Origin of the sequence: Streptomyces auratus, from assembly GCF_050433025.1 — a bacterium.
GTDB classification, from domain to species: Bacteria; Actinomycetota; Actinomycetes; order Streptomycetales; family Streptomycetaceae; genus Streptomyces; species Streptomyces sioyaensis.
Window position 1 is genome coordinate 3,960,568 of record NZ_JBNGCB010000001.1, and the last position, 26,106, is coordinate 3,986,673.

The window sequence follows — 26,106 nt, forward strand, 5'->3', positions numbered from 1 at the left end:
GCGCCGTCGAATTCATGGCAGGAGCCGCGGTCCGCACCATGCGTGCGGGCCGCGGCTCCTTCCGGACGATGATCAGGCGATGAGGCCCGGGATCGTCGCCTCGTGGGCCGCCTTCAGCTCGCTCAGCGGGATGCTGAACTGGCCCTGGATGTCGATCTCGTCGCCGTCGACCACACCGATCCGGGTGGCCGGCAGCCCCCGCGCACCGCACATGTCGGTGAAGCGGAGCTCCTCGCTGCGCGGGACGGCGACGACCGCACGGCCCGCCGACTCGGAGAACAGCAGGACGAAGGGGTCCAGCCCGTCCGGAACCACCACACGGGCGCCCTTGCCGCCGCGCAGGCACGACTCCACCAGGGCCTGGATCAGACCGCCGTCGGAGAGGTCGTGCGCGGCGTCGATCATGCCGTCGCGGGAGGCGGAGATCAGCACCTCGGCCAGCAGCCGCTCGCGCTCCAGGTCCACCTTCGGCGGCAGACCACCGAGGTGCTCGTGCACGACCTGCGACCAGGCCGAACCGCCCAGCTCCTCGCGGGTGTCACCGAGGAGGTAGAGCAGCTGTCCCTCCTCCGCGAAGCCGATCGGCGTACGGCGGTTCACATCGTCGATCACGCCCAGCACCGCGACGACCGGGGTCGGGTGGATCGCCACCTCGCCGGTCTGGTTGTAGAGCGAGACGTTGCCGCCGGTGACCGGCGTGCCAAGGGTCTGGCAGGCGTCCGCGAGACCGCGGGTGGCCTCGGCGAACTGCCACATCACCGCCGGGTCCTCGGGCGAGCCGAAGTTCAGGCAGTCGGAGACCGCCAGCGGCTTCGCCCCGGACGCGGCGACGTTGCGGTACGACTCGGCCAGCGCCAGCTGGGCTCCCGCGTACGGGTCGAGCTTGGTGTAGCGGCCGTTGCCGTCCGTGGCGAGCGCGACACCGAGGTTGGTGTCCTCGTCGATCCGGACCATGCCGGAGTCCTCCGGCTGCGCCAGGACGGTGTTGCCCTGCACGAACCGGTCGTACTGGTCGGTGATCCACGCCTTGGAGGCCTGGTTGGGCGAGGCCACCAGCTGCAGGACCTGCGCGCGCAGCTCCTCGGCGTCGGCCGGGCGGGCCAGCTTGGCGGCGTCGTCGGCCTGGAGGGCGTCCTGCCAGTCGGGGCGCGCGTAGGGGCGCTGGTAGACCGGGCCCTCGTGCGCGACGGTGCGCGGCGGCACGTCCACGATCTGCTCGCCGTGCCAGAAGATCTCCAGCTGCGAGCCGTCCGTCACCTCACCGATGACGGTGGCGATGACGTCCCACTTCTCGCAGATCTCCAGGAAGCGGTCGACCTTGCCGGGCTCGACGATCGCGCACATCCGCTCCTGCGACTCGCTCATGAGGATTTCCTCGGGCGAGAGGGAGGAGTCACGCAGCGGGACGGTGTCCAGCTCGACGCGCATACCGCCGGAACCGGCCGAGGCCAGCTCGCTGGTGGCGCAGGACAGCCCGGCGCCGCCGAGGTCCTGGATACCGGCGACCAGGTCCGCCTTGAAGATCTCCAGGGTGCACTCGATGAGCAGCTTCTCCTGGAAGGGGTCACCGACCTGGACGGCGGGGCGCTTGGCGGGCTTGGTGTCGTCGAAGGTCTCGGACGCCAGGACCGAGACGCCGCCGATGCCGTCGCCGCCGGTGCGGGCGCCGTAGAGGATGACCTTGTTGCCGGCGCCGGAGGCCTTGGCGAGGTGGATGTCCTCGTGCTTCATCACGCCGATGCAGCCGGCGTTGACCAGCGGGTTGCCCTGGTAGCAGGGGTCGAAGACGACCTCGCCGCCGATGTTGGGCAGGCCCAGGCAGTTGCCGTAGCCGCCGATGCCCGCGACCACGCCCGGCAGGACGCGCTTGGTGTCGGGGTGGTCGGCGGCGCCGAACCGCAGCGGGTCGACGACGGCGACCGGGCGGGCGCCCATGGCGAGGATGTCGCGGACGATGCCGCCGACGCCGGTGGCCGCGCCCTGGTAGGGCTCGATGTACGAGGGGTGGTTGTGGGACTCCACCTTGAACGTGACGGCGTAGCCCTGGCCGACGTCGACGACACCGGCGTTCTCGCCGATGCCGACGAGCAGCGCGTCATTCTCGGGGGCCTTCTCGCCGAACTGCTTCAGATGGACCTTGCTGCTCTTGTAGGAGCAGTGCTCGGACCACATGACCGAGTACATGGCGAGTTCGGCGCCGGTGGGACGGCGGCCGAGGATCTCCCGGATGCGCTGGTACTCGTCCTGCTTCAGGCCGAGCTCGGCCCACGGCTGGTCGGTGTCCGGCGTCTCGGCTGCGTGCTTGACGGTGTCGAGGCTGTGCTTAATGGTGCCCTCGCTTCGCTCGGCCATCATGCGTTGACCAGCTTCTTCAGGATCGAGGTGAAGAATCCGAGGCCGTCGGTACGGCCCGTACCGATCAGCGACTCCACGGCGTGCTCGGGGTGCGGCATGAGGCCGACGACATTGCCCGCCTCGTTCGTGATGCCGGCGATGTCACGGAGCGAACCGTTCGGGTTGCCGTCCAGGTAGCGGAAGGCGACCCGGCCCTCGGCCTCCAGCATGTCGAGCGTCCGCTCGTCGGCGACGTACCGGCCGTCGATGTTCTTCAGCGGAATGCTGATCTCCTGCCCGGACGTGTAGTCCGCGGTCCAGGAGGTCTCCGCGTTCTCCACCCGCAGCTTCTGATCACGGCAGATGAAGTGCAGATGGTTGTTGCGCAGCATGGCGCCGGGCAGCAGATGGGTCTCGGTGAGCACCTGGAAGCCGTTGCAGATACCGAGGACCGGCATACCGGCCTTCGCCTGCGCGATCACGGTCTCCATCACCGGCGAGAAACGGGAGATGGCCCCGGCCCGCAGATAGTCCCCGTAGGAGAAACCACCGGGCAGCACCACGGCGTCGACCTGCTTGAGGTCCTTGTCGCGGTGCCACAGCGGCACCGGTTCGGCTCCGGCGACCCGGACCGCGCGCTGGGTGTCGCGGTCGTCGAGCGTGCCGGGGAAGGTGATGACTCCGATCCGCGAGGTCATGAGTCGACCCGCACGGTGAAGTCTTCGATGACGGTGTTGGCGAGGAAGGTCTCGGCCATCTCATGGATGCGAGTGAGGGCGGCGTCGTCGACCGGACCCTCCACCTCAAGTTCGAAACGCTTGCCCTGACGGACGTCGGCGATCCCCTCGAAGCCCAGGCGTGGCAGTGCGCGCTGCACCGCCTGCCCCTGCGGGTCGAGGATCTCCGGCTTGAGCATGACGTCGACTACGACGCGTGCCACTGGCACTCCCGGTGGTGTGGTGCGTAAGGCGGTGTCCTCACAGTACCGTGTTCGAAAATCTACGCGCATAGATATGCGGGACGCCCGATCACGGTCCGGTATCGACAGGAGTGCAGCTCAGGAAAAATTCTCGAAAAGATCCGGGGTCCGGATTGCGGGAAGACACGCTGACAAAATTAACTGGGCTTCACAATGCAATGCCCATCGCTGTACAAATGAAAAAGCATTGATCCCAATCAGCCGGATCCGGAGCATCACCCCATGTCAACAAGGGGTCGCTCCACGAAAGGACCGATATCCGTGGCGCAGCGCGTAGTAGTAACGCTCTCCGATGACATCGACGGAGGAGAAGCCGCAGAGACGGTCGCCTTCGGATTGGACGGGAAGTCGTACGAGATCGACCTCAATCCCGCCAATGCGAAGAAACTGCGCGGTGCCCTCGCTCCGTTCGTCGAGGCCGGCCGCAAGCGGGCCAAGTCCGGCAAGGCCTACCACCGCACCGCGGTGACCCCCGATCCCGCGGCCGTCCGTGCCTGGGCCCGCTCGAACCAGATGGACGTCCCGCCGCGCGGCCGGATCCCGAAGAAGGTGTACGAGGCCTTCAACGCCGCCAATCACTAACCGACTTGCCGGCGTCCCCCGGCCCGGGCGCAGCCGACTTGCACAGCACCCCTACTGATCAGCTAGAGTCTGGAGCACGCCGAGGGGCGAGGCCGACAGGCCGGACCTCACGGAGTCACGCGGGTGTAGCTCAGTAGTAGAGCGCCCCCTTTCCAAGGGGGAGGCGCAGTGTGCAATCCCTGTCACCCGCTCTGACTGCTCGACCAGTCCAATGGATCAGGTAGAGTAGCTGTCGCGCCGCTCGGTGAAAGCCGAGTGGATGCCTGCGGACGTAGCTCAGTTGGTAGAGCGCAACCTTGCCAAGGTTGAGGTCGCGAGTTCGAGCCTCGTCGTCCGCTCAGAATAAGAAGGCCCCGGTCATCACGACCGGGGCCTTCTTCATTTCTCTGCCTCCCTTCACACACTCCGGTCACTTCCCGCACTCCCGGCACCGGCAACCGACATTTGTCCTCGGCTGATGACGGGCCGCACTGACCGGAACCGTGATCCGGCGAAACGCTGGGCTCATGAACATCGGGGGAGAAAATCCTCGCGAGCGGGGGCGGAAGCGCCCCTTGCGGGGGCAGTGTGATCGACGTCACCGGGCTTCGCAGACGCAATGTCGCCGCCGTTCGAACGGCCGGCACTCCGGATCGCGCGGCTGTGCGGCGGGCCGCGACCGGAGTGCCGCTCCGGGCGCGGAACGTGGGGATAACGCCGCGCGGACCGGACGTCAGATCCGCATCCCCGGAAGGGGATTTTCTCCGGATGGCAAAGGGGCGGGGGAAGGCGTGAGGGGAAGTAGGGGACACCGCCTGGGCAATGCCGCGGCGAAAAACTCGGCGCAAACCGGGAGTGTGGCCCGTCTGCTGCCCCTGGCGCAGGCCGAGTTGGTGCTTCCGGGCTGCAACAAGTCCACATCCACCACTTCGTCGGACATCGCGGTCGCCAGGGCGCTCGCGGGGAAAGGGGCGGTCGGCGGAATGGGCCCGGTCGCACCGGACTGTCGGCCGAAACGATGCGGCACGGCGTCTTGATCTTTGCTGTCCACTCCCCCTCGTGGCGCCTATGCCGCACGGCGTGAAGAAAAGGCGCTCCCGCGGCTGTGCACCGGTGAAGTGACGGATGCGGAAATCCTGGCCGGCGCCGCGTTCCTGTCCGAGTTCCTCGTTCCTCGGCTGGATCTGCGGAGGCGGGGGCGGGCAGTGTGGCGGTGTGGCGGTGGCCACATCGTCGCGGGGTGAGGTGCCGGGCTGCTGGGCGGTGATCGTGAGGGCCACGGGCGGGCGGGGCATCGGAGGCGGGCGCTGGAGGCGGCGGTGCGGGGCTTCGTGCCGACGACGGTGTCGACGTAGTGGCCGGCCGGGATCGTCCGCACGGTGTGCGCCGGAAGACGTGGTGCGGGCCCGGAGTTGGCGGCGGAGGCGATCGGTGCCGGGGGCTCGCCGCCAGCCGTTCGGGAGGCCGGACTGGGGGAATGCGCGGTGGCCGGGGCGGCGGTCACGGAGATCGGCCGGCGGGCGTCGTCGTCGCCGGGGACGGTCCGGGAGCACCGCGCGGCGGCGAGCGCGAAGCCGGGCGCGGAGAACTGCCGGGCGGCGGCGCGGCTCGCCCGCCGGCGAGGTTGGCTATAGTGGTCCCCGCACCGCGCGGCGGCGACTGATTTCAGGAGCCTTGTGCGGGGCATGCGGACGTAGCTCAGTTGGTAGAGCGCAACCTTGCCAAGGTTGAGGTCGCGAGTTCGAGCCTCGTCGTCCGCTCAGAAGGGGAAGACCCCGGTCGGTAGAGATATCGGCCGGGGTCTTTTCGTGCGCCCGGGCCCTCGGAGCCCGGGCCGCGTGCGGCTACGACCAGGGAAGACCCGTGAGGCGCTGGTAGGCCTCGGCGTACTTGGCGCGGGTGCTCTCGACGATCTCCGGCGGAAGGGCGGGCGGCGGGAGCTCGCCCGTACGGTCCCAGTCCGCGGCGGGGGAGGTCAGCCAGTCGCGGACGAACTGCTTGTCGAACGACGGCTGGGCGCGGCCCGGCTGCCACAGATCGGCCGGCCAGAAGCGCGAGGAGTCGGGCGTCAGGACCTCGTCGGCCAGGGTCAGCCGCTCCCCGTCGAAGCCGAACTCGAACTTGGTGTCCGCCAGGATGACGCCGCGCTCACGGGCGACGTCGCGGGCCCGGCCGTAGACGGCGAGGGTCGTGTGCCGCAGCTCGGCGGCGACTTCGGCACCGACCTGGTGGGCGACCTCCTCGAAGGAGACGTTCTCGTCGTGGTCGCCGACGGCGGCCTTGGTGGCCGGGGTGAAGATCGGGGCGGGCAGCTCGGAGCCGTCGACCAGGCCTTCGGGGAGGGCCAGCCCGCAGACCGTACGGGTCTGCCGGTATTCGGCCAGGCCGGAGCCGGTGAGGTAGCCGCGGGCCACGCACTCGACGGGGACCATGTCCAGCGACTTGCAGACCAGGGTGCGGCCCTCCCAGTCGGCGGGGGCGCCGGGCGGGACGTCGGTGGACAGGACGTGGTTCGGGACCAGGTCGGTGAGCTGCTCGAACCACCACAGGGACAGCTGGGTGAGGATGCGCCCCTTGTCGGGGATCTCGGTGGGCAGCACCCAGTCGTAGACGGAGGTGCGGTCGCTGGCGACCATGACCAGCTCGCCGGCGGCGTTCCGGTAGAGGTCGCGGACCTTCCCGGTGTGGAGGTGGGTGAGCCCGGGGACCTCCACCGGCTCAGGCTTTTCTACAAAACCGGGCACGCTTCCTCCGCGTAGGTTGATCCAGGAATCCCCTCGATTCTCCCTCACCGCGGGCGGTGGTGACGGGCGGGGGCCGGATGCGCCCGGTGGCGGTGATCGTCGCCCGCCGAAGCGGAAGCCTCGGCGGGCGATCGGCCCGCGGGCGGTCACCAGGGGTGCGGCCGCGCGGTACGGCGTACGGCAACGTTTCTGCCGACCTGGGCCGGCGGGTTCAGTCGCGTTTGCAGATGCGGTCCAGGAGGTTGGCGGTGGCGCGCTGGATGCGCTGGTCGACATGGCCGGGGCGGTCGAGGGCGGGGGACCAGGCGAAGGTGCCGGAGGCGAAGACCCAGGCGCCGCTGGGGGCGCGGTAGAGGGAGGTCTCCTGATGGCGGCGGGCCCCTTCGGTGTCGCGATAGGGGGAGTGCGCGAGCAGGATGCGTTCGCTGTGGTCGGGGAGGCTGGTGCGGGGGAAGTAGCGGTCGGCTTCCCCGGCGACCAGGCCGGGCAGTTCGTCGCCCTCATGGGCGCCGGTGGCCTCCCACAGCCAGTGCTCGCCGTTACGGACGACCAGGGGCGCCGGCTCGGGGACCCGTCCGGCGTACTGAATGCCCATCAGCCGCTGCTCGGGTTCGCCCAGCTCGCGCCAGAGCGCGGGACGGCCGGGGCCCTGCCGCTTGCGGCACTTCAGCAGCGAATCCGGGCCCGAGGGCGACGGGGAGAGCTCGACCTGCCAGTACATGGTGTTGGCGGACAGGAAGACAAGGGAGGTGCCGGTGTCGCGGGCGCTCTCGACCGTGCGGCGCATGGGCACCGACCAGTATTCGTCGTGGCCGGGGAAGACCAGGCCGCGGTAGCGGGACGGGTCGACCCGGCCGGCGTGCAGATCGCGGGCGTCGGCGTAGGCGAGGTCGTAGCCGTAGCGCTCCGCCCAGCGGATGAAGTCGTAGGCATGGCCGACATGGAGGGGCAGTCCGGCGCCGGCGTAGGGGCGGTTGAAGGAGACGGTGGTGGCGGCGTCCCGCTCGCCGAGCAGCGCGCCCTGCTCGTCCCAGGCGTGGTAGAGGCTGGCGCCGGTGCGGCCGTCCTCCGGGTAGAGGTTGTAGGCCTGCCAGGTGATGTCGGGCAGCAGCAGGAGGAGGTCGGCGGGCTGGTTGTCGCGGACCGTGAAGGGGATGTGGGAGCGGTAGCGGCCGTCGGCGGTGGTCAGGACCGCGACATAGGCGCCGAGGTTCCAGTACGTGGGGACCTGGAGGCGCCAGGACAGCCACCAGTGGTGGCAGGAGACCGTGCGCTCGACCGCCATCGGGGGCGGCTGGACGATGCCGGCCAGGCGGGGGCTGGTGGTGACCTTGTGGGCGCCCGTGCCGCCGTAGTGGCCGATGCGGTAGATGTCGATGCTGAACGGCTGGGGCGGATCGACCGAGACCCGGAAGTCGATGGCCTCGCCGGGGGCCACCGCGCCGGTGCCGGCGAAACCTTTGATCTGGCGGTGGACGTCATCGGCGGTGCGCGGGCCGTTGTGCTTGTGGGGTACGGGCTCGCGCAGATCGCCCTGGGCCACGGCGGGGTCGACGTACCAGGGAATGATGTGGCCGGATTTGAAGTACGTCTCACTTCCGCGCAGCCAGGGCAGCGGGCCCTGTCCGAACGGGTCCGTGACCGCGTGCGCCAGCGCGCCCGATTCCCAGCGCCTGATCTGATCCGTCGCCACCTTCCACTCCCCTCCCGCATCCCCCGTCGGCCCGGGCCGACGGGCCGGTGCTGCGCCCGGCTGAGCAGACCCGGCCGGCCATCCCCCAGCACATCACATTACGCACTCACTTCGTCACCCTTCGTCGTGAATTTAGAGGGCACCGCCCCCGAAATGCGAACTGGAAGGGAACATTCAGCCGGTGGGACGAGCGGCCCCGGACGACCGGCCCGGATCTCGCTGCCCGATGCGCGTCCTTGCGGCAGTGGTTGCGGGCAGCTGCGGCCGTCGAGTCATACCAGCCGGACCGGCTTTTCGGGGCGGACGCCGACGGTCGTCAGCCAGCCGCGGAGCGGCCCGGCATCCCCGTCGTCGACCAGGCTGAGCACCGGGCGGCCGAGGTCGGCCCGGCGGGCGCCGTCGACCAGCAGCGCCGGGCCGTCGAGCCAGTCCAGGCCCGGGGTGGCACCGGCGGTGTCGACGGCGGCGCAGCAGACCATGGCGGTGACGTGGTCGGCGAGGAGTTCGCGGCCGGTGCGGGGCGGTTGCAGCGGGAACAGCGGAAGGCCGCCCTCGGCCAGGCCGTCGCCCCAGGCCACGCCGATGGCGGCGTCCTGCTCACAGCGGCCGCGGGCGGCCTGCCGGGCCGCCTCCTCGCGCTCCTCCCGCTCGACCTCCGCGCCCAGCCGGGCGGCCACCAGGTCGCCAGCGCGCTCGTCCTGGACGAGCCGGTCGATGACCCGGGCCAGCGTCGGGCCCGGGGCCGGTGCGGCCGGCGGGCCGTCGGCGGGCGGCGGGCTCTCGGTGCGCGGCGGGCCGTCGGCGGGCGGGCTCACGGCCGGGCGGCCGTCGGGTCCGGGCGCTGCCCGGCGGCGGCCCGCGGGCGCATGGGCCGGGGTGTGGGCGTACGTGAGGGGCGAAGCGGCGGGGTCGGCACCCGTAGCGGGCGGGGCCGCGGGAAGCGCGGTGGCCGGAAGATTGTCGAGAACGCGATGGAGGCGGGCGGCCTCCAGACGCCATTTCCGGTCCACGACCTCTTCCGGATACTGCTGCCAGCCGACCGGTGACCAGTCCGGTCCCGGCTCGGCGGGGCCGCCGTGGAAGAGCCGGGCAGCCAGCAGGGAGGCGGCGCGGTCGATGGCGCCGGGCTCCTCCAGGAGGTCGCAGGCGGGGCGCTCGCCGAGGCGGGAGGCGAAGCCGTCGGCGAGGCGGTCGCGGCGGGAGAGTTCGGTGAGCGCGGAGACCACGCCGGCGTCCAGCCGGGACGGCCAGCGGCCCATCCGCCAGGCGGGCAGCGCGACCCGGGTCAGCAGCCGGTCCCAGCCCGCGTACGCCAGGCCGACCTGCTCCTGGGCGACGATCCGCAGGCCGTAGTCGACGTTCTGGGCGCGCTCGGAGGCGGCGGCCGCGACGGCGCGCTCCATGATCGTGGCGTGCTCGCGGCCGGCGCGCAGCAGCAGGCGCGCCACCCGGCCGACGAAGCGCAGCGGCAGACCGCGCAGCCGGCCCCCGGCGCGGGCCGAGACCGCGACGGCGGCGTCCAGGCCGCGGATGAACCGGCGGGCGGCGGCTATGTCGGGGTGGGCCGAGGGACCGGTGCCGGCGACGACGGGCGCCAGCAGGGCGCGCAGCTCGGCGACCCGCATCCACCACAGGAACGGTGAGCCGATGACCAGGACCGGTGCCTCGGGGGCCCGGCGCCCCGCACCGTCCGGTCTGCGGAGGCGGCGGGGCGGGCCGTGTGCGCGGTGGGTGCGGTCCTCCAGCCAGCTGTCGCAGTCCGGGGTGAGCGCTATGGCCGAGGGCGCGGGGACCTCCAGGCGCTCGGCGAGATCGCGGACGAGGCGGTAGAGATCGGGGGCCGACTTCTCGGAGATCGGCACGGACGGGCTGAGGGCGGGCCGGGCGCGCGCGACGACGGCGGTGACCAGCCCGGCCAGCAGCAGGCTGACCACGGCGGCACCGCCGGCGATCCAGCCGGCGAGATCCCAGCCGGCGCCGAGCCGGCCGGTCGCCCGGCCGGCGAACAGCACCACGGCCGCCGCCGCGGGCAGCAGCGCCACCGCCCTTGCCGTGCTGCGGATCCGCAGCACGGCAAGGGCGCGGGCACGCGCCGCCAGGACGCCTGTTTCCGGACTTGCCACGAGCCTGTACACCCCCTGCTGTCCTGACGGAGCCGGACGGAGAGAACACGGGACGGACGTACGAGATGTGCGCGTCGGGTGATGCGCGCGAGCGCTCCACCACCACTGTGGCACCGGCCACTGACATCGCAATGCCGGTGAGCCAGTTGCCGGACGCCACCGCGGCAACCGTGCCGGATTCCGGCACCACCACCGCAGGACGCTTGCGCGGCACCCTAGTTGGGGGTGCGTGCCCCGTCAGCGGGATATGTGGTGCGGTCACCCGATGGAATGGCTTTGGGCAAAGCCGGGAACCGGTGCCGGGATGATGTGGGCAGCGGGCGATTCGGCCCTGTCTGCACCCACAAAGACTGGGGCATATGCCACGGTATGTGACATATGCCCCAGAAGAGATCTCGCCGGCCGGAGCGGGTGCGCCCCGCGCGCCCGCTCCCGCTACGCGCCCGGCGCCTGAGCCGCCTCGTCCGCGACCTTGGCGGCGATGTCCGTGCGGTGCTGGGAGCCGTCCAGCCGGATCCGGTCCACGGCGCGGTAGGCGCGCGAGCGGGCGGTGGTGAGGTCGGCGCCGGTGGCGGTGACGGACAGCACCCGGCCCCCCGCGCTGAGCACCGCGCCGGTGTCGTCACGCTTGGTGCCGGCGTGCAGGACGTAGGCGTCCGGCGCGTCCTGCTCCGCGACCTCGGCCAGGCCCGCGATGGGGTCGCCGGTGCGCGGGGTGTCCGGGTAGTTGTGCGAGGCGATGACGACCGTGACCGCGGCGTCGTCGCGCCAGCGCAGCGGCGGGAGAGCGGCGAGGTTGCCGGTGGCGGCCGCGGTGAGCAGCCCGCCGAGCGGGGTCTTGAGACGGGCGAGGACGACCTGGGTCTCCGGGTCGCCGAAGCGCGCGTTGAACTCGATCACGCGCACCCCGCGGGAGGTGATCGCCAGGCCCGCGTAGAGCAGCCCGGAGAACGGGGTGCCGCGGCGGCGCAGCTCGTCGACGGTGGGCTGCAGGACGGTGGCCATGACCTCGTCGACCAGCTGGGGGTCGGCCCAGGGCAGCGGGCTGTACGCGCCCATGCCGCCGGTGTTGGGGCCCTCGTCGCCGTCGTAGGCGCGCTTGAAGTCCTGGGCGGGCTGCAGCGGGACGACACTCTCGCCGTCGGTGATCGCGAAGAGGGAGACCTCGGGGCCGTCGAGGAACTCCTCGATGACGACGCGGTCGCAGGCCAGGGCGTGCGCGCGGGCCGTCGCGACGTCCTCGGTGACCACGACGCCCTTGCCGGCCGCCAGGCCGTCGTCCTTGACGACGTACGGCGCCCCGAAGGCGTCCAGGGCCTCGTCGATCTCTTCCGGGGTGGTGCAGACGTAGCTGCGGGCGGTGGGGACGGCCGCGGCGGCCATCACATCCTTGGCGAAGGCCTTGGAGCCCTCCAGCTGGGCGGCCTCGGCCGAGGGGCCGAACACCGGGATGCCGCGGTCGCGTACGGCGTCCGCGACGCCCGCCACCAGGGGGGCCTCCGGGCCGACGACGACCAGGTCGGCCCGGAGGCCGACGGCGAGGTCGGCGACGGCGGCGCCGTCGAGGGCGTTGACCCCATGCAATTCGGCCACCTCGGCGATGCCGGCGTTGCCGGGAGCGCAGTGCAGCGCGGTGACGTCGGGGTCGAGGGACAGAGAGCGGCACAGGGCGTGTTCGCGGGCGCCGCCGCCGATGACGAGGACCTTCACGGTGGCAGCCTAGACGAGAGCGTCGGCCGGCCCGACGTCGGCCGGTCCCCGGCGGCGGGCGGGCGCGAAGCGGCCGGAAACCGTACGTCGCCGCGGCGGCAACTCTTTCGGGTGAGTTGCCCGATGCCCCTATACCCGACATGGCACTCCTTCCGGGCGGAAAGCGTGTGATCGTGGGGCCGACGCCAGCCGTTCGGCGGTAGGAAGTAGGGGGCTGCGTGCAACGACCGTCCCGGAGGTCACGCGTGCATCGCACGTATCGGAAGAGAGCCATGGAGAGGGAGTGCACGGGTGAGTCAGCCGGAGATGCAGCCCGAGGGACCCCCTCGGGAGGGCGGCAGCCCCACGCGGGAGAACGGCCGCCGGGCCTCCGGCCGGAGAGATCTTGCGGGGCGGGTCTTTCCGCTCGGCGACTGGGGCGAGCCGGCCGACCGTCTGGACGCGCTCTATCTGTGGACCGAGGAGGGCGCGCTGCGCGCCGCCGACTGGTATCTGCACGACCGGCTGGGCAAACGGCGCGGGGCGCGGGTGCTGCGGCTGGGTGCCGCGGCCGGGGTGACGGTGGGCGGGGCGCTGCCGCTGCTGGATCTGGCCGGGGTCTGGCCGGGCGGGGCGTCCTGGGGCTGTCTGTCGCTGCTGCTGGCGGCGGTGTGTGTGGGCGCTGACCGGTACTTCGGGGTGACGACGGGCTGGATGCGGGACCTGGCGACCGCTCAGGCGATCCACCGGCGGCTGGAGGCGCTGCAGTTCGACTGGGCGGCGGCCGGCGTGCGCGAGGTGCTCGGGCCGGCCGAGGGCACGGCGGGCGAGGCGGCGGAGCGCTGTCTGGGGGTGCTGCGGCGGTTCAACGAGGACCTGGGGGAGCTGGTGCGGGCCGAAACGGCCGACTGGATGGCGGAGTTCCGGGCCGGGCCGGTGCCGCAGGCGACGCAGTCGATGGTGCCGTGGGCGCCGCGGCAGGAGGGCGCGGCGCCGCAGGCGCGGTACCCGCTGCCGCCGCCGGGCACCCGCCCGAACATGCCGCGGCAGCGGCCACCGGAGTCACCGCGCTGAACTCGGGCCGCCCGCACCGCCGTACGGACCCGGCGCGCGGCGGGAGCGGCCGGGGCTCCCCCGGCTTCCGGCGCCCCGCCGCCGCCCCGCTCCCGCCCGTACGGCTCCGGGTCAGCTGAAGACGATCATGGAGCCCTGGCCCAGGCTCCGGGTGGCGGCCGCATGCAGGCCGAGCCACACGTGCCGCTCCCGGGCGAACGGGCTGTCGTCCAGGGGCACCGCGCTCGCCCGCTCCTCCAGTGAGGTGGGCCCGGCCGGCGGTGCGGGTGCGGCCGGCGGATTGGCCGGATCGATACCGAGGGAGGGCGCGACGAGTTCGAGTTCGCGCAGCAGACCGTGCGAGGAGCCCAGCGGGCCGCCGCCCTCCAGCAGTTCGTCGTTGGCGAGCGGATGCGGGAAGTCGACCGGGACGTACGCACCCGCGTGGTCGTAGTGCCACACCAGATGGGACTCCTGCGCGGTGGCCTCGAACATCTCCAGCAACTGCTCGTAGTCGCCGCCCAGTTCGTCGACCGGGGTCACCTCCAGGCCGCACAGTCGCAGCAGGTAGGCGCGGCGCAGGAAGTGCAGTGCGTCGTAGTCGAAGCCGGCGATGGGCGCGACGTCACCGGAGAGACCCGGCATGTAGCTGAAGACCGGGACCGCCGGCAGGCCCGCTTCCGTCAGGGCCTTGTCATAGGCGGCGATCTCTTCGGAGAACGGGTTGTCGGGGCTGTGGCACAGCACATCGACGAGGGGTACCAGCCACAGGTCACATGCCACGAGTGAGAGCTCGCTTCCGGTCGGGAACAGGGACTCCGGCGCACGTACGGCCACGGGTACGGCCCATTACGGCCGACGGTCGGGACAGCGTAGTGCTAGCCGCGCGTTCCGACGAGAGCGAGGGTGTGCTCGTTGTACTCCGCGATCAGCCGCTGGGCGGTGGCCAGGTCGTGGTGGATCAGGGCGTCGGCCAGCGCGCTGTGGCCCTGCCACAGATGACCCCGGAGGTCGGGCTGCCGGCGCAGCAGCGGCACCGCGAACATCCAGGTCTGGACGCGGATCCGGTCGAGGAAATCGCTGATGTAGGCGTTGCGCACGATGCTGCTGAGCTCGCGCCAGAACCGCAGGTCGTAGCCGATGAGGACGTCGAGGTCGCCGGCCCGGGCGGCCCGCTCGGCCTCGTCGGCGCGGCGCCGGATGGAGACCAGCACCTCGGCGGGGGTGGCGCGCAGGGCGAAGTCGGCGCCGCTGCGGAAGATGCCCTCGATGATCAGCGTGCGGGCCTCGACCATGGCGCGGAAGTCGTCGGAGGTGAAGGCGTGCACCTTGTAGCCGCGGTGCTGTTCGACGTCGAGCAGGCCCTGGGCGCACAGATCGAGCAGCGCCTCGCGCACCGGGGTGGCGGAGACGCCGTACTGCTCGGCGATCTCCTTGACGGTGAACGGGTGGCCGCAGGGCAGCCGGCCGGCCAGGATCTCGTCGCGCAGCGCGTCGGCGATCTGCTGGCGCAGGGTGCTGCGTCGTATGACTGAGCTGTCTCCGCCGGCGGCCATCTCGTGCGTCTCCTTCGCGCCATCCTGACCGCGCAGGTGGGAGCGGCCCCCGCCCACGATAGGCGAGAGCCGCGGCGGGCCGCCGGGCGAGGCTGCTCCGGGAGGTGCCAGGGGGCGGCGGTGACCTGCGGTTTCCGTGCGCGCGGGCACCGCAGGTCACAGCTCGGACGGGGTGCGGCCACCGCCGCCGAGGGCTCAGACGGTGTGTGCGTCGGCCGCCGTCAGGGCCTCGTCGAGGGCGGCGAGGCCTTCCTTGGCCTCGGCCTCGGTGATCGTGCAGGCCGGGACGACATGCGTCCGGTTCATGTTCACGAACGGCCACAGTCCGCCGCGCTTGCAGGCCGCGGCGAACTCGGCCATCGGAGCGTTGGCGGCGCCGGACGCGTTGTACGGGACCAGCGGCTCGCGGGTCTCCTTGTTCCTGACCAGGTCCAGGGCCCAGAAGACGCCCATACCGCGGACCTCGCCGACCGACGGGTGGCGTCCGGCGATCTCGTGCAGCGCGGGGCCGATGACCTTCTCGCCGATCTCGGCGGCGTTCTCCACGATCCGCTCCTCGGTCATCGCGTTCATGGTGGCGACGGCGGAGGCGCAGGCCAGGGGGTGTCCGGAGTAGGTCAGACCGCCCGGGTAGGGGCGCTGGTCGAAGGTGGCCGCGATCTCGGCGCTGATCGCCACGCCGCCCAGCGGGACATAGCCGGAGTTGACGCCCTTGGCGAAGGTCAGCAGGTCGGGGGTGACGCCGAAGTGCTCGGCGGCGAACCACTTGCCCGTACGGCCGAAGCCCGCCATGACCTCGTCGAGGATGAAGACGATGCCGTGGCGGTCGCAGATCTCGCGGACCCCGGCGAGGTAGCCGGCCGGCGGGACCATGATCCCCGCGGTGCCGGGCACGGTCTCCAGGATGATCGCCGCGATCGACTGCGGGCCCTCGAAGGCGATCGTCTGCTCCAGGTGCGCGAGGGCGCGCTCGCACTCCTGCTGCTCGCTCTCGGCGTGGAAGGCCGAGCGGTAGAGGAACGGACCCCAGAAGTGGACGACACCGGCCGAGGCGGTGTCGGAGGGCCAGCGGCGCGGGTCACCGGTCAGGTTGATCGCGGCGGCGGTGGCGCCGTGGTACGAGCGGTAGGCGGACAGCACCTTGGCGCGGCCGGTGTGCAGCCGGGCCATCCGGACCGCGTTCTCCACGGCCTCCGCACCGCCGTTGGTGAAGAAGATCTTGTCGAGGTCGCCGGGGGTGCGCTCGGCGACCATCCGGGCGGCCTCGGACCGGACGTCCACGGCGAAGCCCGGTGCGATGGTGCACAGCTTCGCGGCCTGCTCCTGGATCGCCGCGACGACCTTGGGGTGCTGGTGGCCGATGTTGGTGTTGACCAGCTGGGAGGAGAAGTCGAGGTAGCGGTTGCCGTCGTAGTCCCAGAAGTACGCGCCCTCGGCGCCCGCGATCGGCAGCGGGTCGATCAGTCCCTGCGCGGACCAGGAGTGGAAGACATGCGCACGGTCGGTGGCCTTGACGGCCGCACCGGTCGCGGGGTCGGCAGCGGCGGAGGAGGGTTGCGTCGTGGTCACGGTCAGTACCTCGGATCGGGTCGCTCGGGTCCGCCGGGGATGGGCGCGGCGAACGACCTCAGCGTAGGGATCACAGGGCACCGGACAACACCGACATTGTGTATGGCGCTCACCACGCGCGCGGACAGACTGTCTACGGGCCGGCTGACCTCCCGGCCTCCGGGGCGGACGCCGGGAGGTCAGCCGGCCGCGGGGAAGACCGTGCGTATCACCCGCCGTGAGGGATGGGCGGTCAGCTCCGGGCGCAGTGCCGACAACCCGCCGCAGTGGGCGGTGAATTCCCCGGCGCGTATACCGCAGTCGTCCAGCAGCCGGTCCGCCTCGCCCGGCCGGCCGGCGGTGCGGGTCCGTACGAGGACCAGTCCGCCCTCGGCGCGCACCGTGCGGCCGGTCGCCACGTCCCGGCAGCGCAGCGCCGCGTCACAGGTGAGGCGCTGTCCGTCCGCGACCAGGGTGGCCCGGGTGCAGTCGGTTTCGAGGACGCGGCCCAGGCCGTCGGGGGGCGCGATGCCGTAGGAGCGCTCCAGTACGGAGGCGAGGAATCCGCGCGAGGCCGGGCCGAGCGCCGCGTCACCCGGCAGCAGCGGCCGCCGGTGTATGACCGGTGCGCCGCGCCCTCCGGTGAGCTCGATCTCGAACTGCCGCTCCCCGGTGTCCTCGCAGAGCGCCTCCCGAATCGAGTAGCGCGCCCGGCGGCCCAGTCGGTGGTCGTGGAAGGACCGCAGATCGGGGGTGTCGTAGTAGACGGAGCGGCAGCGAAACCAGCGGCGGCCGTTGTGGCACAGGGCCACGAACGCGCCGCCCGGCCTGCGCCGGTCGGTGAGTTCGGCCGCCACGGCGGTGAAGACCTCGACCGGGACGAGGTAGCTGCGGTCGAACGGATCGAGGAGGCCGGCCCGCGCCCGTACGTCGGTGAGCGGCACGGGACGCGCGGCCATGGCGGCGCGGGCGAGGGCACGTACGGCGGGAATCACACGGTCTCCTTCGGCTGGGCGTCGGGTGCGTGGCTGTCGGAGGCGCCGTTGTCGGAGGCGCGGCTGTAGCGGAGGCGTCGTTGTCGTACGCGTTCTACGTCCTTGAGGCGCCGGGGAGTTCCGGAACGCGGAAACCGACCTCCGCCACCCACCGCGTCTCGGACAAAGTCGGCCGGTTGTGGCGCCCCCTCGGTGGCGGCGGCCGGCCGCGGAGGGATGCGGACCGCCGTGCTCCGCCCGGACCCCGATCGTTCTCCCGTCGTGACGATCTTTCGGCCGTCGTGCGATCCCGGCCGCCTACTCTCAGGGGACGCCTGCTGCCGGAACGCGCCGCAGGCACGGGAAGAACGACGCACGGGGAACAACACACGGGGGAGGGCGCCCGGATGGACGGGCTGGGCGGACTGGGCGGACTGGGCGGACTGGGCGGACTAACGGCCGACGATCCGCGGTGGATCGGGGACTACCGGCTGATCGGCCGCCTCGGCAGCGGCGGGATGGGGCGGGTCTACCTCGCCCGGTCCGAGGGCGGCCGGACCGTCGCCGTGAAGCTGGTGAAGACCGAGCTGGCCGCGGAGAAGGAGTTCCGCGACCGCTTCCGCGCCGAGGTCGAGGCCGCACGGCGGGTCGGCGGGCGCTGGACCGCCCCGGTCCTGGACGCCGACACCGACGCCGCCGTCCCATGGGTCGCCACCGGATACATCGCGGGCCCCACCCTCAGCGAGGTCGTCGGCGGCTCGTACGGCCGCCCCGGGAGCTACGGCCCGCTGCCGGAGCACTCGCTGCGGCGGCTGGCGTACGGGCTGGCCTGCGCGCTGCGCGACATCCACGGCGGCGGTCTGGTGCACCGCGACCTCAAGCCGTCCAATGTGCTGCTCACCATCGACGGGCCGCGGGTCATCGACTTCGGTATCGCCCGGGCTCTGGACACGGTCGGGGACCGGACGCAGACCCGTACCGGCATGGTCGTCGGCTCGCCGGCCTTCATGTCGCCCGAGCAGGTCCAGGGGCATCGGGTCGGCCCGGCGAGCGACGTGTTCTGTGTGGGCTCGGTGCTGGCGTACGCGGCGACCGGGCGGCAGCCGTTCGGCAGGGCCGCCTCGGGTCTGCACGCGGTGATGTTCAAGATCGCCCAGGAGGAGCCCGATCTGAGCGGCGCCCCGGAGGGGATCCGCGGTCTGCTCCAGGACTGTCTGGCCAAGGACCCGGCGGCGCGGCCCACCCCTGAGGAGATCGCCGGCCGCCTCGGACCGGCACTCTCCCCGGCCGCTCCCTGGCTGCCGGCCGAACTGATCGCGCGCCTGGGGCAGCAGGCCGTACGCCTCCTGGACACCGACACCCCGCCGGGGGCCCGGACCCGGACGCTCGCCACGGCCCCGGAGGCGACCGGGCCGGTGCCGCCGCCCCGGGACGACGCCACACCGCCGCCCCGCCGGCGCCGCCGGTGGCTCCCCCTCCTCGCCACCGCCGTCGTCGGCGCCGCGGCGGCCGGAGCCGCGGCCCTGCTGTTGAGCGGCGGGGCGGACGGCGCCGACCACGCGTCCGACATCCCCGCCCGCTACCTCGGCACCTGGTCCGGCCCGGTACTGCGGGACGGGGAACCCACCGGGCAGCAGCGGCGGTTCGTGCTCACCAACGGCACGGTCGGCGAGGTCGTGGCGAACAGCACCAGCCTGGGCGCCACCTACGAGTGCCGCAGCGACGGCAAGCTGGTCTCGGTCACCCCGCACGACGGGCATCCGGCGCTCCGGCTGGACACCACGGTCGTCCGGTCCGTCCCCGCGGGCCGCTGTTCCGCGCTCGGCGAGCACACCCTCGAAGCGGGCAGCGGCGCCACCCTGACCTGGGCGGCGGCCGGGCGCACCGCGGTCCTGCACCGCACCGGCCCGGCCGACGGCACCGTCCCGGCCGGCTTCCTCGGCACCTGGCAGCGGCGGCCGGACGACGGCACCGACACCGGCACCCAGCGGCTCACCATCCGAAGGGCCCCGGCCGGCAGCACGGTGCTCACCACCGTCGTGGCGGGCCGCGGCGGCCGCTGCACGGCGCACGCCGATCTCTATGCGGCCGAGCGCGGAGCGCTGACCGTCGGCCCGTCGGTCGTCGACCGGCCCGCGCCCGGCTGCACGGCGAGCAGCACCTCCGTCCTCCGCCTGGGCGGCGACGGCACCCTGCACCGCGAGTTCCTGGGCGACGACAAACAGCCGCGCACCTACTCCCGGGCGGAGTAGGTGCGCGGCTGTGTCTGCCTGCGGTGTGCCTGCCGTCCTACGACAGGAACGAGTTGATCTCGATGGTCTCGTCGCGGCCGGGGCCGACGCCGATCGCGGAGATCGGGGCGCCGGACATCTCCTCCAGCGCCTTGACGTACGCCTGGGCGTTCTTCGGCAGGTCGGCGAAGGACTTCGCCTTGGTGATGTCCTCGGACCAGCCCGGCAGCGTCTCGTAGACCGGCTTGGCGTGGTGGAAGTCGCTCTGGCTGTAGGGAAGTTCCTCGACGCGCTTGCCGTCGATCTCGTACGCGACGCAGACCGGGATCTGCTCCCAGCCGGTCAGCACGTCCAGCTTGGTGAGGAAGAAGTCCGTCAGGCCGTTGACGCGGGTCGCGTAGCGGGCGATGACCGCGTCGAACCAGCCGCAGCGGCGGTCGCGGCCGGTGGTGACACCGCGCTCACCGCCGATGCGGCGCAGCGCCTCGCCGTCCTCGTCGAACAGCTCGGTCGGGAACGGACCGGCACCGACGCGCGTCGTATAGGCCTTGAGGATGCCGATGACGCGGTTGATCTTCGTGGGCCCGACGCCGGCACCCGTGCAGGCGCCGCCCGCGGTCGGGTTCGAGGACGTGACGAAGGGGTACGTGCCGTGGTCGATGTCGAGCAGCGTGCCCTGGCCGCCCTCGAAGAGCACGACCTTGTCGTCGTCGAGGGCCTTGTTGAGGATCAGGGTGGTGTCGGCGACGTAGCCCTTGATCTGCTCGGCGTAGCCCAGCAGCTCCTCGACGACCTGGCCGGCCTCGATGGCGCGGCGGTTGTAGAGCTTGGTCAGCAGCTGGTTCTTGACGTCGAGCGCCGCCTCGACCTTCTGCATGAGGATCGACTCGTCGTAGAGGTCCTGCACGCGGATACCGACGCGGTTGATCTTGTCGGCGTAGGTCGGGCCGATGCCGCGCCCCGTGGTGCCGATCTTCCGCTTGCCGAGGAACCGTTCCGTCACCTTGTCGACGGTGATGTTGTACGGCGTGATCAGATGCGCGTTACCACTGAGCAGCAGCTTGGACGTGTCGACGCCACGCTCGTTGAGTCCGCTCAGCTCGGAGAGCAGGACCGCCGGGTCGACGACCACGCCGTTGCCGATGACCGGGGTGCATCCCGGCGAGAGGATTCCGGAAGGGAGAAGGTGCAGTGCGTACTTCTGGTCGCCGACGACGACCGTGTGGCCGGCGTTGTTGCCGCCCTGGTAGCGCACCACATAGTCAACGGACCCACCGAGCAGATCGGTGGCCTTTCCCTTGCCCTCATCACCCCACTGAGCACCGAGCAGCACAAGTGCGGGCACAGGCGTACACCCCTTCCGGGCGGGGCATGTCCAACGTGCGTGGATGGCGACAACGTGCGTGTTCACGCGTACGTCATCGCCAGAGCCGTCGAACCGGTGCCCCGGAATAGACGAAGCCCCTGGCGCAATAGCGCAAGGGGCTCTTGCACCGAGATGCTACCTGAGGAAGGACCGAGGTGTCGGCGCAGCCTTCTGGGCACTCTCCCGTGGACTCCGTTCGGGGGTACCCCCTGCTCGTGGTCATCGACCCGGATGCCCGCAGTACCGACGGCGAGGCCGTACGGATCGCGAAGGATGTCCTGTGCGCGGGCGCGGGGGCGAAAATCTGCCTTCCGGAGGGCCCGGAGGAATTCGCGCGGATGCTTGCCCGGCGCGGGCAGCGACGGCCGGTGGTGATCGGTGACGACCGGGCGCTGCTGCGCGTGGTGGGCCTGCTGCACAAGGAGCGGGAGCTGGCCGGGGTGCCGCTGTCGATGGTCCCGGTCGGGTCACCGGCCGCCGTCGCGCTGAGCCGCACCCTGGGCATCCCGACGGACACGGTGGCCGCAGCCCGTGCCGTCCTGGACGGCGGGGAGCGCCCGATGGACCTGCTCACGGACGACAGCGACGGCATCGTGCTGGGCAGTCTGCGCATCCCGGGCGGCAGCGAGGCGACCGGGGCGGGGCGCGGGGTGTCCGTGCCCCAGCAGTCGTCCGCGGTGGCCGCGGCGGATTCGGCGGATGCCCTGGCGGCGCAGGGCGGCCCGGTGGACGCGGTCAACGGGCACCACCCCTGGTGGAAGCCGTATGCGCGCACCGCCCGTACGGCGCTGTCGCTGCTGGGCGCACCGGCGGCCGGGCGCTGGGCCGCCCCCCGGTCCGGCGACGGCGGGCGCGCGGGCACGCGGCGCACCCGGGTGCCGGGGCAGCGGCTGCGGATCGAGGCGGACGGCGTGCTGCTGGCGGATCTGGACCGGCCGGTGCGCGGGGTGTCGGTGGTGCCGGGCGGCCGCCCCGGGACGGCCGGCCCCGGGGCGGGGAACGGCGGCGAGCTGGCCGAGGTCATCGTCCACTGGCCGGGCGGCGCGCGGCCGGTACGGACCCGGGCGCGCGCGGTGACGGTGTCCGGCGCGGACTTCCACTACCGGGCGGATGCGCTGGTCGGCGGGCCGGTCCGGACCCGTACGTGGACGGTGCAGCCAGGGGCCTGGCGGCTGCAGCTGCCGCGGGGCTGAGCGCCGGCCGGCAGCTCAGCGGCCGGCGTCTTCGAGGTCGGCCCGCATCTGGTCGCGGTGTTCGCGCCAGCGCTGGAGCAGCCCGGTCAGTTCCTTCTGCAGGAACTCGAAGAACACCAGCGTCTCGCCGATCCTGCGGCCCGCGGGCGAGTCCTCGCCGAGGCTCGCGACGCCGTCGCGCAGGGTGCCCTCCCAGCGGGTGAGGACGTTGTCGCGGCGGGCCAGTGCCTCGTACCACTGGTCGCTGTGCACGCGGTAGCGGTCGCGGCGGGAGCCCGGCTCGCGCTCGCGGCTGACCATGTCGACCTGGGAGAGATAGCGGATCGCGCCGGAGACGGCGGCCGGGCTGACCTGGAGGCGCTCGCCGAGTTCGGCGGAGGTCAGCACACCGGAGTCGGAGGCCAGCAGACAGGCGAAGACCCGGGCGGACATCCGCTGCATTCCGGCGTCGACCAGTTGCGAGGCGAAGCGCTCGACGAACTGCGAGACCGCCTCGGCATCGCGCGTGGCGTCGGCGCCGTCCGGGCGGACGTCAGCGGTCCGGTCCGCGCTCTGCTGTGGCTGCTCGCTCATATCCGCATCATCTCCCCTGATCAGAACCGCCCCTCAACTTTATATGGTTTCTTAGCTTCACAAATTTGTGAATCTAGCGTACCTTCGAAATCATGACCACGGCACTCTCTCCCGCTCCCGCGATCCGGGTCGAAGGGCTGCACAAGTCGTTCGGCCGCACCCACGCGCTGGACGGCCTCGATCTGCGGGTCGGGGCCGGTGAGGTACACGGCTTCCTCGGCCCCAACGGCGCCGGGAAGTCCACGACGATCCGCGTCCTGCTCGGTCTGCTGCGGGCCGACGGCGGCACCGCCCGGCTGCTGGGCAGGGACCCCTGGCAGGACGCCGTCGAACTGCACCGCCGTATCGCCTACGTCCCCGGTGACGTCACCCTGTGGCGCAATCTCTCGGGCGGCGAGGTCATCGACCTCTACGGGCGGCTGCGCGGAGGGCTGGACACCGCGCGCCGGGCCGAGCTCCTGGAGCGGTTCGAACTCGACCCCACCAAGAAGGGGCGGACGTACTCCAAGGGCAACCGGCAGAAGGTCGCCCTGGTCGCCGCCTTCGCCTCCGCCCCCGATGTCGAGCTGCTCATCCTCGACGAGCCGACCTCCGGCCTCGACCCGCTGATGGAGGAGGTCTTCCAGAACTGCGTCGCCGAGGAGCGCGACCGCGGGCGCACCGTTCTGCTCTCCAGCCATGTGCTGTCCGAGGTCGAGGCGCTCTGCGACCGCGTCAGCATCATCCGCAACGGACGGACCGTCGAATCCGGCTCGCTGGGGGAACTGCGGCATCTGACCCGTACGTCGGTCGTCGCCGAACTGGCCGGCGCACCCAACGGCCTGGCCACCCTCCCCGGCGTCCACGGGCTGGAGCTCCGGGGGCAGCGCGTCACGTTCCAGGTCGACACCGACAAGCTCGACGCCGTGCTCCGCTCGCTCGGCACCTCCGGCGTCCGCAGCCTCACCAGCACCCCACCCACCCTGGAAGAGCTGTTCCTGCGCCACTACCAGGACGACGCCCGCAGTGAGGCGATCGCACGATGACCACCGTGGCCGCACCCCTGTCCGCCCCCGCCGCGCGTGCACGCCAACTGGCGGGCACCGGGCCCCTGTTGCGCCTGGCCCTGCGCCGCGACCGGGTACTGATCCCGGCGTGGGTCCTGGGCCTCGGCCTGGTCGTCACCGGCACCGGCTCGTCCTTCGAGTCGCTCTACGACACCGCCGGCCGGCGCGCCGCACTGGCCGCCTCGATGAACGGCAACGGCTCGATGCGCGCGCTGTACGGGCCGGTCTTCGGCGACTCCGTCGGCGGGCTGATCGCCTGGCGGATGGCCGGCTTCGGCGCCGTCCTCGCCGCCGTGATGAGCCTGCTGATCGTGGTACGGCACACCCGCGAGGAGGAGGAGACGGGGCGTCAGGAGCTGCTCTGTGCCGCCATGGTCGGCCGTCGCGCCCCGCTGACCGCGGCCCTGCTGACGGCGCTGACCGCCAACGCCGCGCTCGCCGTGGTGATCGCGGGCGGCCTGGCCGGCTCCGGGCGGCCGGCCGCCGGTTCGCTCGCGCTCGGCCTCGCCATCGGCGGCACCGGCATGCTGTTCGCCACACTGGCCGCGATCGCCGCCCAACTCACCGAGAGCGCACGGCTCGCCAAGGGTCTGACCGGCGCCGCGCTCGGCCTCGCCTTCGCGCTGCGCGCCGCGGGCGACACCGCCACCGCCGACGCCACCTCCCCGCTCACCTGGATCTCGCCGATCGGCTGGTCGCAGAACCTGCGCGCCTACGCCGGCGAACGCTGGTGGCTCGTCCTGCTGTTCCTGGCGGCGACCGCCCTGGCCGGCTCCGTCGCCTACGCCCTGACCGCCCGCCGCGACCTCGGGATGAGCTTTCTGCCCGCCCGCCCCGGCCCGGCCGCCGCACCCCGCTCCCTGAGCGGCCCCTTCGGCCTGGCCTGGCGGCTCCAGCGCACCGCCCTGGGGGGCTGGACGCTCGGCTTCGTGTGTGCCGGCGGACTCTTCGGCGGTATCGCCAAGGGCGCCGCCGACCTGGTCGGCGGCAATGAACGGACCCGCGAGATCTTCGCGCGGATGGGCGGTCAGCAGAGCCTGACCGACGCCTTCCTGGCCACGATGGCCGGCATGCTCGGCATGGTCGCCGCGCTCTACGCGGTGGGCGCGGTGCTGCGGCTGCACGGCGAGGAGACCGCTGGGCGGGCCGAGCCGGTGCTGGCCGGCGCGGTGAGCCGGCTCCGCTGGACGGCCGGTCATCTGGCCCTCGCCTACGGGGGCAGCGCCGTCATCCTGGCCTTCGGCGGTCTGGCCCTGGGCGTCTCCTACGACCTCTCGGCCGGCGACCCCGGCGGCCGGACGGGCCGGGTCCTGGCCGCCGCCCTCGCCCAGGCCCCGGCCGTCTGGACGCTCACCGGCCTGGCGGTCCTCGTCTTCGGCCTGCTCCCCCGGGCCACCCCCGCCGTCTGGGCCCTGGTCGGCGGCTGCCTGACCCTCGGCTGGGTCGGCCCCTCCCTCGATTTCCCCCGCTGGGCGATGGATCTCTCCCCGTACAGCCATCTCCCCAAGCTGCCCGGCGCGGACGCCACCGCGGCCCCGTTCCTCTGGCTGCTGGCGCTCTCCGCCCTCTTCACCGCCGCCGGTCTGGTGGGCGTACGCCGACGCGACCTCGGCTGATCCCGGGCGGCCGGCCCCGGCCGCCCCCGCATCCGTGCGCCGCCGGAGCTGTAGCGGACTCCGGCGGCGCACTTGCACGCGCGGAAACGGGGCGGCGCGCGGGCATCCACAGGGTGTGGATGCCGGGTGCCGCCCTGCGTCGGCAGCACAGCGCGGACCCGATGGCCAGTCACCCTGCGCCATTTCACCTGACGGTGCGATAACCCACAGTAACTCTAGAGCTCAGGGTGATCGTCTTGTTACTTTCCGTATGCGCGGTCGTGCCACGGCCCGCGGCATCGGAGGGGACCATGCGACGCATCAGCACCAGGATCGTCATGCTCGCGGCGGCGGCGCTGCTGGCCGTCACCGCGGCCGGGCCCGCCCGGGGACAGCAGGCGACCGACACCGCCCGGCGCACCGACACCGACTCCGCGGCCTACTTCGTGATGACCGACATCACGCATGCGGAGTTCGTCATCAAGCTCACCGACCCCCGCAAGATCCAGCACGCCCGGGAGCTGCTGAGCGGAGCGACCAGCTCGGAGCCGCATGTCATCGGCCGGATCGAGAAGCGCCCCGCCCCGTACAACATGCGCTGGAGCTTCCATCTCCGCCCGGAAACGATCGACTTCTTCGACTTCGCCATCGAGGTCTGTGACGCCACCACCCCCTATGTCGAAGACCATCTCGACGAGGCCGGCGGCCCGTTCCTGCCCGGGCTGATCTGGTGCCCCTGGAGCTCGTCACTCGTGCGGGAGGTGCCCCAGCCGTAGGCCGTGTCCGCAAAGTCCCGTCGTCCGCCCGAAGGGCGGGGCCCGCGGCGTGAGCGTGCGCGCCAGACGCCG

General features: G+C 72.3%; 20 protein-coding genes and 3 tRNA genes. 10 read left to right on the forward strand and 13 right to left on the reverse strand.

Annotated features, from left to right (window positions below; genetic code table 11):
* Positions 1-72: 72 nt before the first annotated feature.
* Genes purL through purS form a run of 3 tightly spaced genes read right to left on the reverse strand, consistent with a single transcriptional unit; the run spans position 73 to position 3,274 of the window.
* Complete coding sequence (gene purL, locus BKA18_RS17185; RefSeq protein WP_366047070.1) at positions 73-2,352, reverse strand: phosphoribosylformylglycinamidine synthase subunit PurL; 2,280 nt, start codon at positions 2,350-2,352, stop codon at positions 73-75.
* On the reverse strand, positions 2,352-3,032 hold the full coding sequence (gene purQ / locus BKA18_RS17190) for a phosphoribosylformylglycinamidine synthase subunit PurQ (RefSeq protein ID WP_366047020.1): 681 nt from the start codon (positions 3,030-3,032) through the stop codon (positions 2,352-2,354). Before purQ ends, purL begins: the two co-directional genes overlap by 1 nt.
* A complete protein-coding gene (gene purS, locus BKA18_RS17195; protein WP_366047019.1) occupies positions 3,029-3,274 on the reverse strand; it encodes a phosphoribosylformylglycinamidine synthase subunit PurS in 246 nt (81 codons plus the stop codon). Before purS ends, purQ begins: the two co-directional genes overlap by 4 nt.
* A gap of 300 nt (positions 3,275-3,574) precedes the next feature.
* Between purS and BKA18_RS17200 the strand changes: the two genes are divergently transcribed.
* From BKA18_RS17200 to BKA18_RS17215, 4 genes are all read left to right on the forward strand, one after another.
* Positions 3,575-3,895 (forward strand): histone-like nucleoid-structuring protein Lsr2, encoded by a 321-nt coding sequence (locus BKA18_RS17200; RefSeq protein ID WP_026170169.1) that lies wholly within the window; start codon positions 3,575-3,577, stop codon positions 3,893-3,895.
* Between the two features lie 119 nt (positions 3,896-4,014).
* Positions 4,015-4,086: transfer RNA gene (locus tag BKA18_RS17205), tRNA-Gly, on the forward strand.
* 74 nt (positions 4,087-4,160) lie between these two features.
* Positions 4,161-4,233 (forward strand) — tRNA-Gly (locus BKA18_RS17210).
* A gap of 1,328 nt (positions 4,234-5,561) precedes the next feature.
* Positions 5,562-5,634: transfer RNA gene (locus BKA18_RS17215), tRNA-Gly, on the forward strand.
* 84 nt (positions 5,635-5,718) lie between these two features.
* Here BKA18_RS17215 and BKA18_RS17220 read toward each other — a convergent pair.
* The 4 genes from BKA18_RS17220 to purD all read right to left on the reverse strand — a co-directional run bounded on the left by BKA18_RS17220 (position 5,719) and on the right by purD (position 12,144).
* Entirely contained in the window at positions 5,719-6,618 is a 900-nt protein-coding gene (locus BKA18_RS17220; RefSeq protein WP_366047018.1) for a phosphoribosylaminoimidazolesuccinocarboxamide synthase, read from the reverse strand.
* A 211-nt stretch (positions 6,619-6,829) separates the two neighbouring features.
* Positions 6,830-8,311 (reverse strand): N,N-dimethylformamidase beta subunit family domain-containing protein, encoded by a 1,482-nt coding sequence (locus BKA18_RS17225; RefSeq protein ID WP_366047017.1) that lies wholly within the window; start codon positions 8,309-8,311, stop codon positions 6,830-6,832.
* Positions 8,312-8,583: 272 nt separating this feature from the next.
* Positions 8,584-10,434: a hypothetical protein gene (locus BKA18_RS17230; protein WP_366047016.1), complete on the reverse strand. Its 1,851-nt coding sequence runs from the start codon at positions 10,432-10,434 to the stop codon at positions 8,584-8,586.
* 435 nt (positions 10,435-10,869) lie between these two features.
* Positions 10,870-12,144 (reverse strand): phosphoribosylamine--glycine ligase, encoded by a 1,275-nt coding sequence (purD, locus tag BKA18_RS17235; protein WP_366047015.1) that lies wholly within the window; start codon positions 12,142-12,144, stop codon positions 10,870-10,872.
* Positions 12,145-12,435: 291 nt separating this feature from the next.
* Between purD and BKA18_RS17240 the strand changes: the two genes are divergently transcribed.
* Positions 12,436-13,197 carry an SLATT domain-containing protein gene (locus tag BKA18_RS17240; RefSeq protein WP_366047014.1) on the forward strand — a complete coding sequence of 254 codons (762 nt, stop codon included), beginning with the start codon at positions 12,436-12,438 and terminating at the stop codon, positions 13,195-13,197.
* A gap of 111 nt (positions 13,198-13,308) precedes the next feature.
* On the opposite strand, the gene BKA18_RS17245 is transcribed toward BKA18_RS17240, so the two are convergent.
* From BKA18_RS17245 to BKA18_RS17260, 4 genes are all read right to left on the reverse strand, one after another.
* Entirely contained in the window at positions 13,309-13,959 is a 651-nt protein-coding gene (locus BKA18_RS17245) for a hypothetical protein (protein WP_006604666.1), read from the reverse strand.
* Between the two features lie 95 nt (positions 13,960-14,054).
* Positions 14,055-14,732 (reverse strand): GntR family transcriptional regulator, encoded by a 678-nt coding sequence (locus tag BKA18_RS17250; RefSeq protein WP_006604665.1) that lies wholly within the window; start codon positions 14,730-14,732, stop codon positions 14,055-14,057.
* 195 nt (positions 14,733-14,927) lie between these two features.
* Entirely contained in the window at positions 14,928-16,301 is a 1,374-nt protein-coding gene (locus BKA18_RS17255; protein WP_366047013.1) for an aspartate aminotransferase family protein, read from the reverse strand.
* Positions 16,302-16,480: 179 nt separating this feature from the next.
* Positions 16,481-17,275 (reverse strand): CYTH domain-containing protein, encoded by a 795-nt coding sequence (locus BKA18_RS17260; protein ID WP_366047012.1) that lies wholly within the window; start codon positions 17,273-17,275, stop codon positions 16,481-16,483.
* A gap of 386 nt (positions 17,276-17,661) precedes the next feature.
* Here BKA18_RS17260 and BKA18_RS17265 point away from each other — a divergent pair, with 386 nt between their 5' ends.
* The gene (locus BKA18_RS17265) at positions 17,662-19,506 is read left to right on the forward strand and encodes a serine/threonine-protein kinase (protein WP_366047011.1); all 1,845 of its coding nucleotides are present in this window, start codon (positions 17,662-17,664) and stop codon (positions 19,504-19,506) included.
* Between the two features lie 37 nt (positions 19,507-19,543).
* Here the strand turns inward: BKA18_RS17265 and BKA18_RS17270 are convergent, their stop codons facing one another.
* Positions 19,544-20,830 carry an adenylosuccinate synthase gene (locus tag BKA18_RS17270; protein ID WP_093483954.1) on the reverse strand — a complete coding sequence of 429 codons (1,287 nt, stop codon included), beginning with the start codon at positions 20,828-20,830 and terminating at the stop codon, positions 19,544-19,546.
* A 206-nt stretch (positions 20,831-21,036) separates the two neighbouring features.
* Here BKA18_RS17270 and BKA18_RS17275 point away from each other — a divergent pair, with 206 nt between their 5' ends.
* The gene (locus BKA18_RS17275) at positions 21,037-22,044 is read left to right on the forward strand and encodes a diacylglycerol kinase family protein (RefSeq protein WP_366047010.1); all 1,008 of its coding nucleotides are present in this window, start codon (positions 21,037-21,039) and stop codon (positions 22,042-22,044) included.
* Positions 22,045-22,059: 15 nt separating this feature from the next.
* On the opposite strand, the gene BKA18_RS17280 is transcribed toward BKA18_RS17275, so the two are convergent.
* Positions 22,060-22,617, reverse strand: a complete 558-nt coding sequence (locus BKA18_RS17280; RefSeq protein ID WP_366047009.1) for a GbsR/MarR family transcriptional regulator — start codon at positions 22,615-22,617, stop codon at positions 22,060-22,062.
* Between the two features lie 92 nt (positions 22,618-22,709).
* Between BKA18_RS17280 and BKA18_RS17285 the strand changes: the two genes are divergently transcribed.
* The 3 genes from BKA18_RS17285 (at position 22,710) to BKA18_RS17295 (ending at position 26,034) form a co-directional block, all read left to right on the forward strand.
* On the forward strand, positions 22,710-23,642 hold the full coding sequence (locus BKA18_RS17285) for an ABC transporter ATP-binding protein (protein WP_366047008.1): 933 nt from the start codon (positions 22,710-22,712) through the stop codon (positions 23,640-23,642).
* A complete protein-coding gene (locus tag BKA18_RS17290; protein ID WP_366047007.1) occupies positions 23,639-25,279 on the forward strand; it encodes an ABC transporter permease in 1,641 nt (546 codons plus the stop codon). The genes BKA18_RS17285 and BKA18_RS17290 overlap by 4 nt, the downstream gene beginning before the upstream one ends.
* 290 nt (positions 25,280-25,569) lie before the next feature.
* Positions 25,570-26,034: a BP74-related protein gene (locus BKA18_RS17295; protein ID WP_366047006.1), complete on the forward strand. Its 465-nt coding sequence runs from the start codon at positions 25,570-25,572 to the stop codon at positions 26,032-26,034.
* Positions 26,035-26,106 lie beyond the last annotated feature (72 nt).

Coding starts and splice junctions, on each gene's coding strand:
- purL (WP_366047070.1), bottom strand. CDS start 2,352: ATGGCCGAGCGAAGCGAGGGCACCATTAAGCACAGCCTCGACACCGTC.
- purQ (WP_366047020.1), bottom strand. CDS start 3,032: ATGACCTCGCGGATCGGAGTCATCACCTTCCCCGGCACGCTCGACGAC.
- BKA18_RS17250 (WP_006604665.1), bottom strand. CDS start 14,732: ATGGCCGCCGGCGGAGACAGCTCAGTCATACGACGCAGCACCCTGCGC.
- BKA18_RS17265 (WP_366047011.1), top strand. CDS start 17,662: ATGGACGGGCTGGGCGGACTGGGCGGACTGGGCGGACTGGGCGGACTA.
- BKA18_RS17280 (WP_366047009.1), bottom strand. CDS start 22,617: ATGAGCGAGCAGCCACAGCAGAGCGCGGACCGGACCGCTGACGTCCGC.
- BKA18_RS17285 (WP_366047008.1), top strand. CDS start 22,710: ATGACCACGGCACTCTCTCCCGCTCCCGCGATCCGGGTCGAAGGGCTG.
- BKA18_RS17290 (WP_366047007.1), top strand. CDS start 23,639: ATGACCACCGTGGCCGCACCCCTGTCCGCCCCCGCCGCGCGTGCACGC.
- BKA18_RS17295 (WP_366047006.1), top strand. CDS start 25,570: ATGCGACGCATCAGCACCAGGATCGTCATGCTCGCGGCGGCGGCGCTG.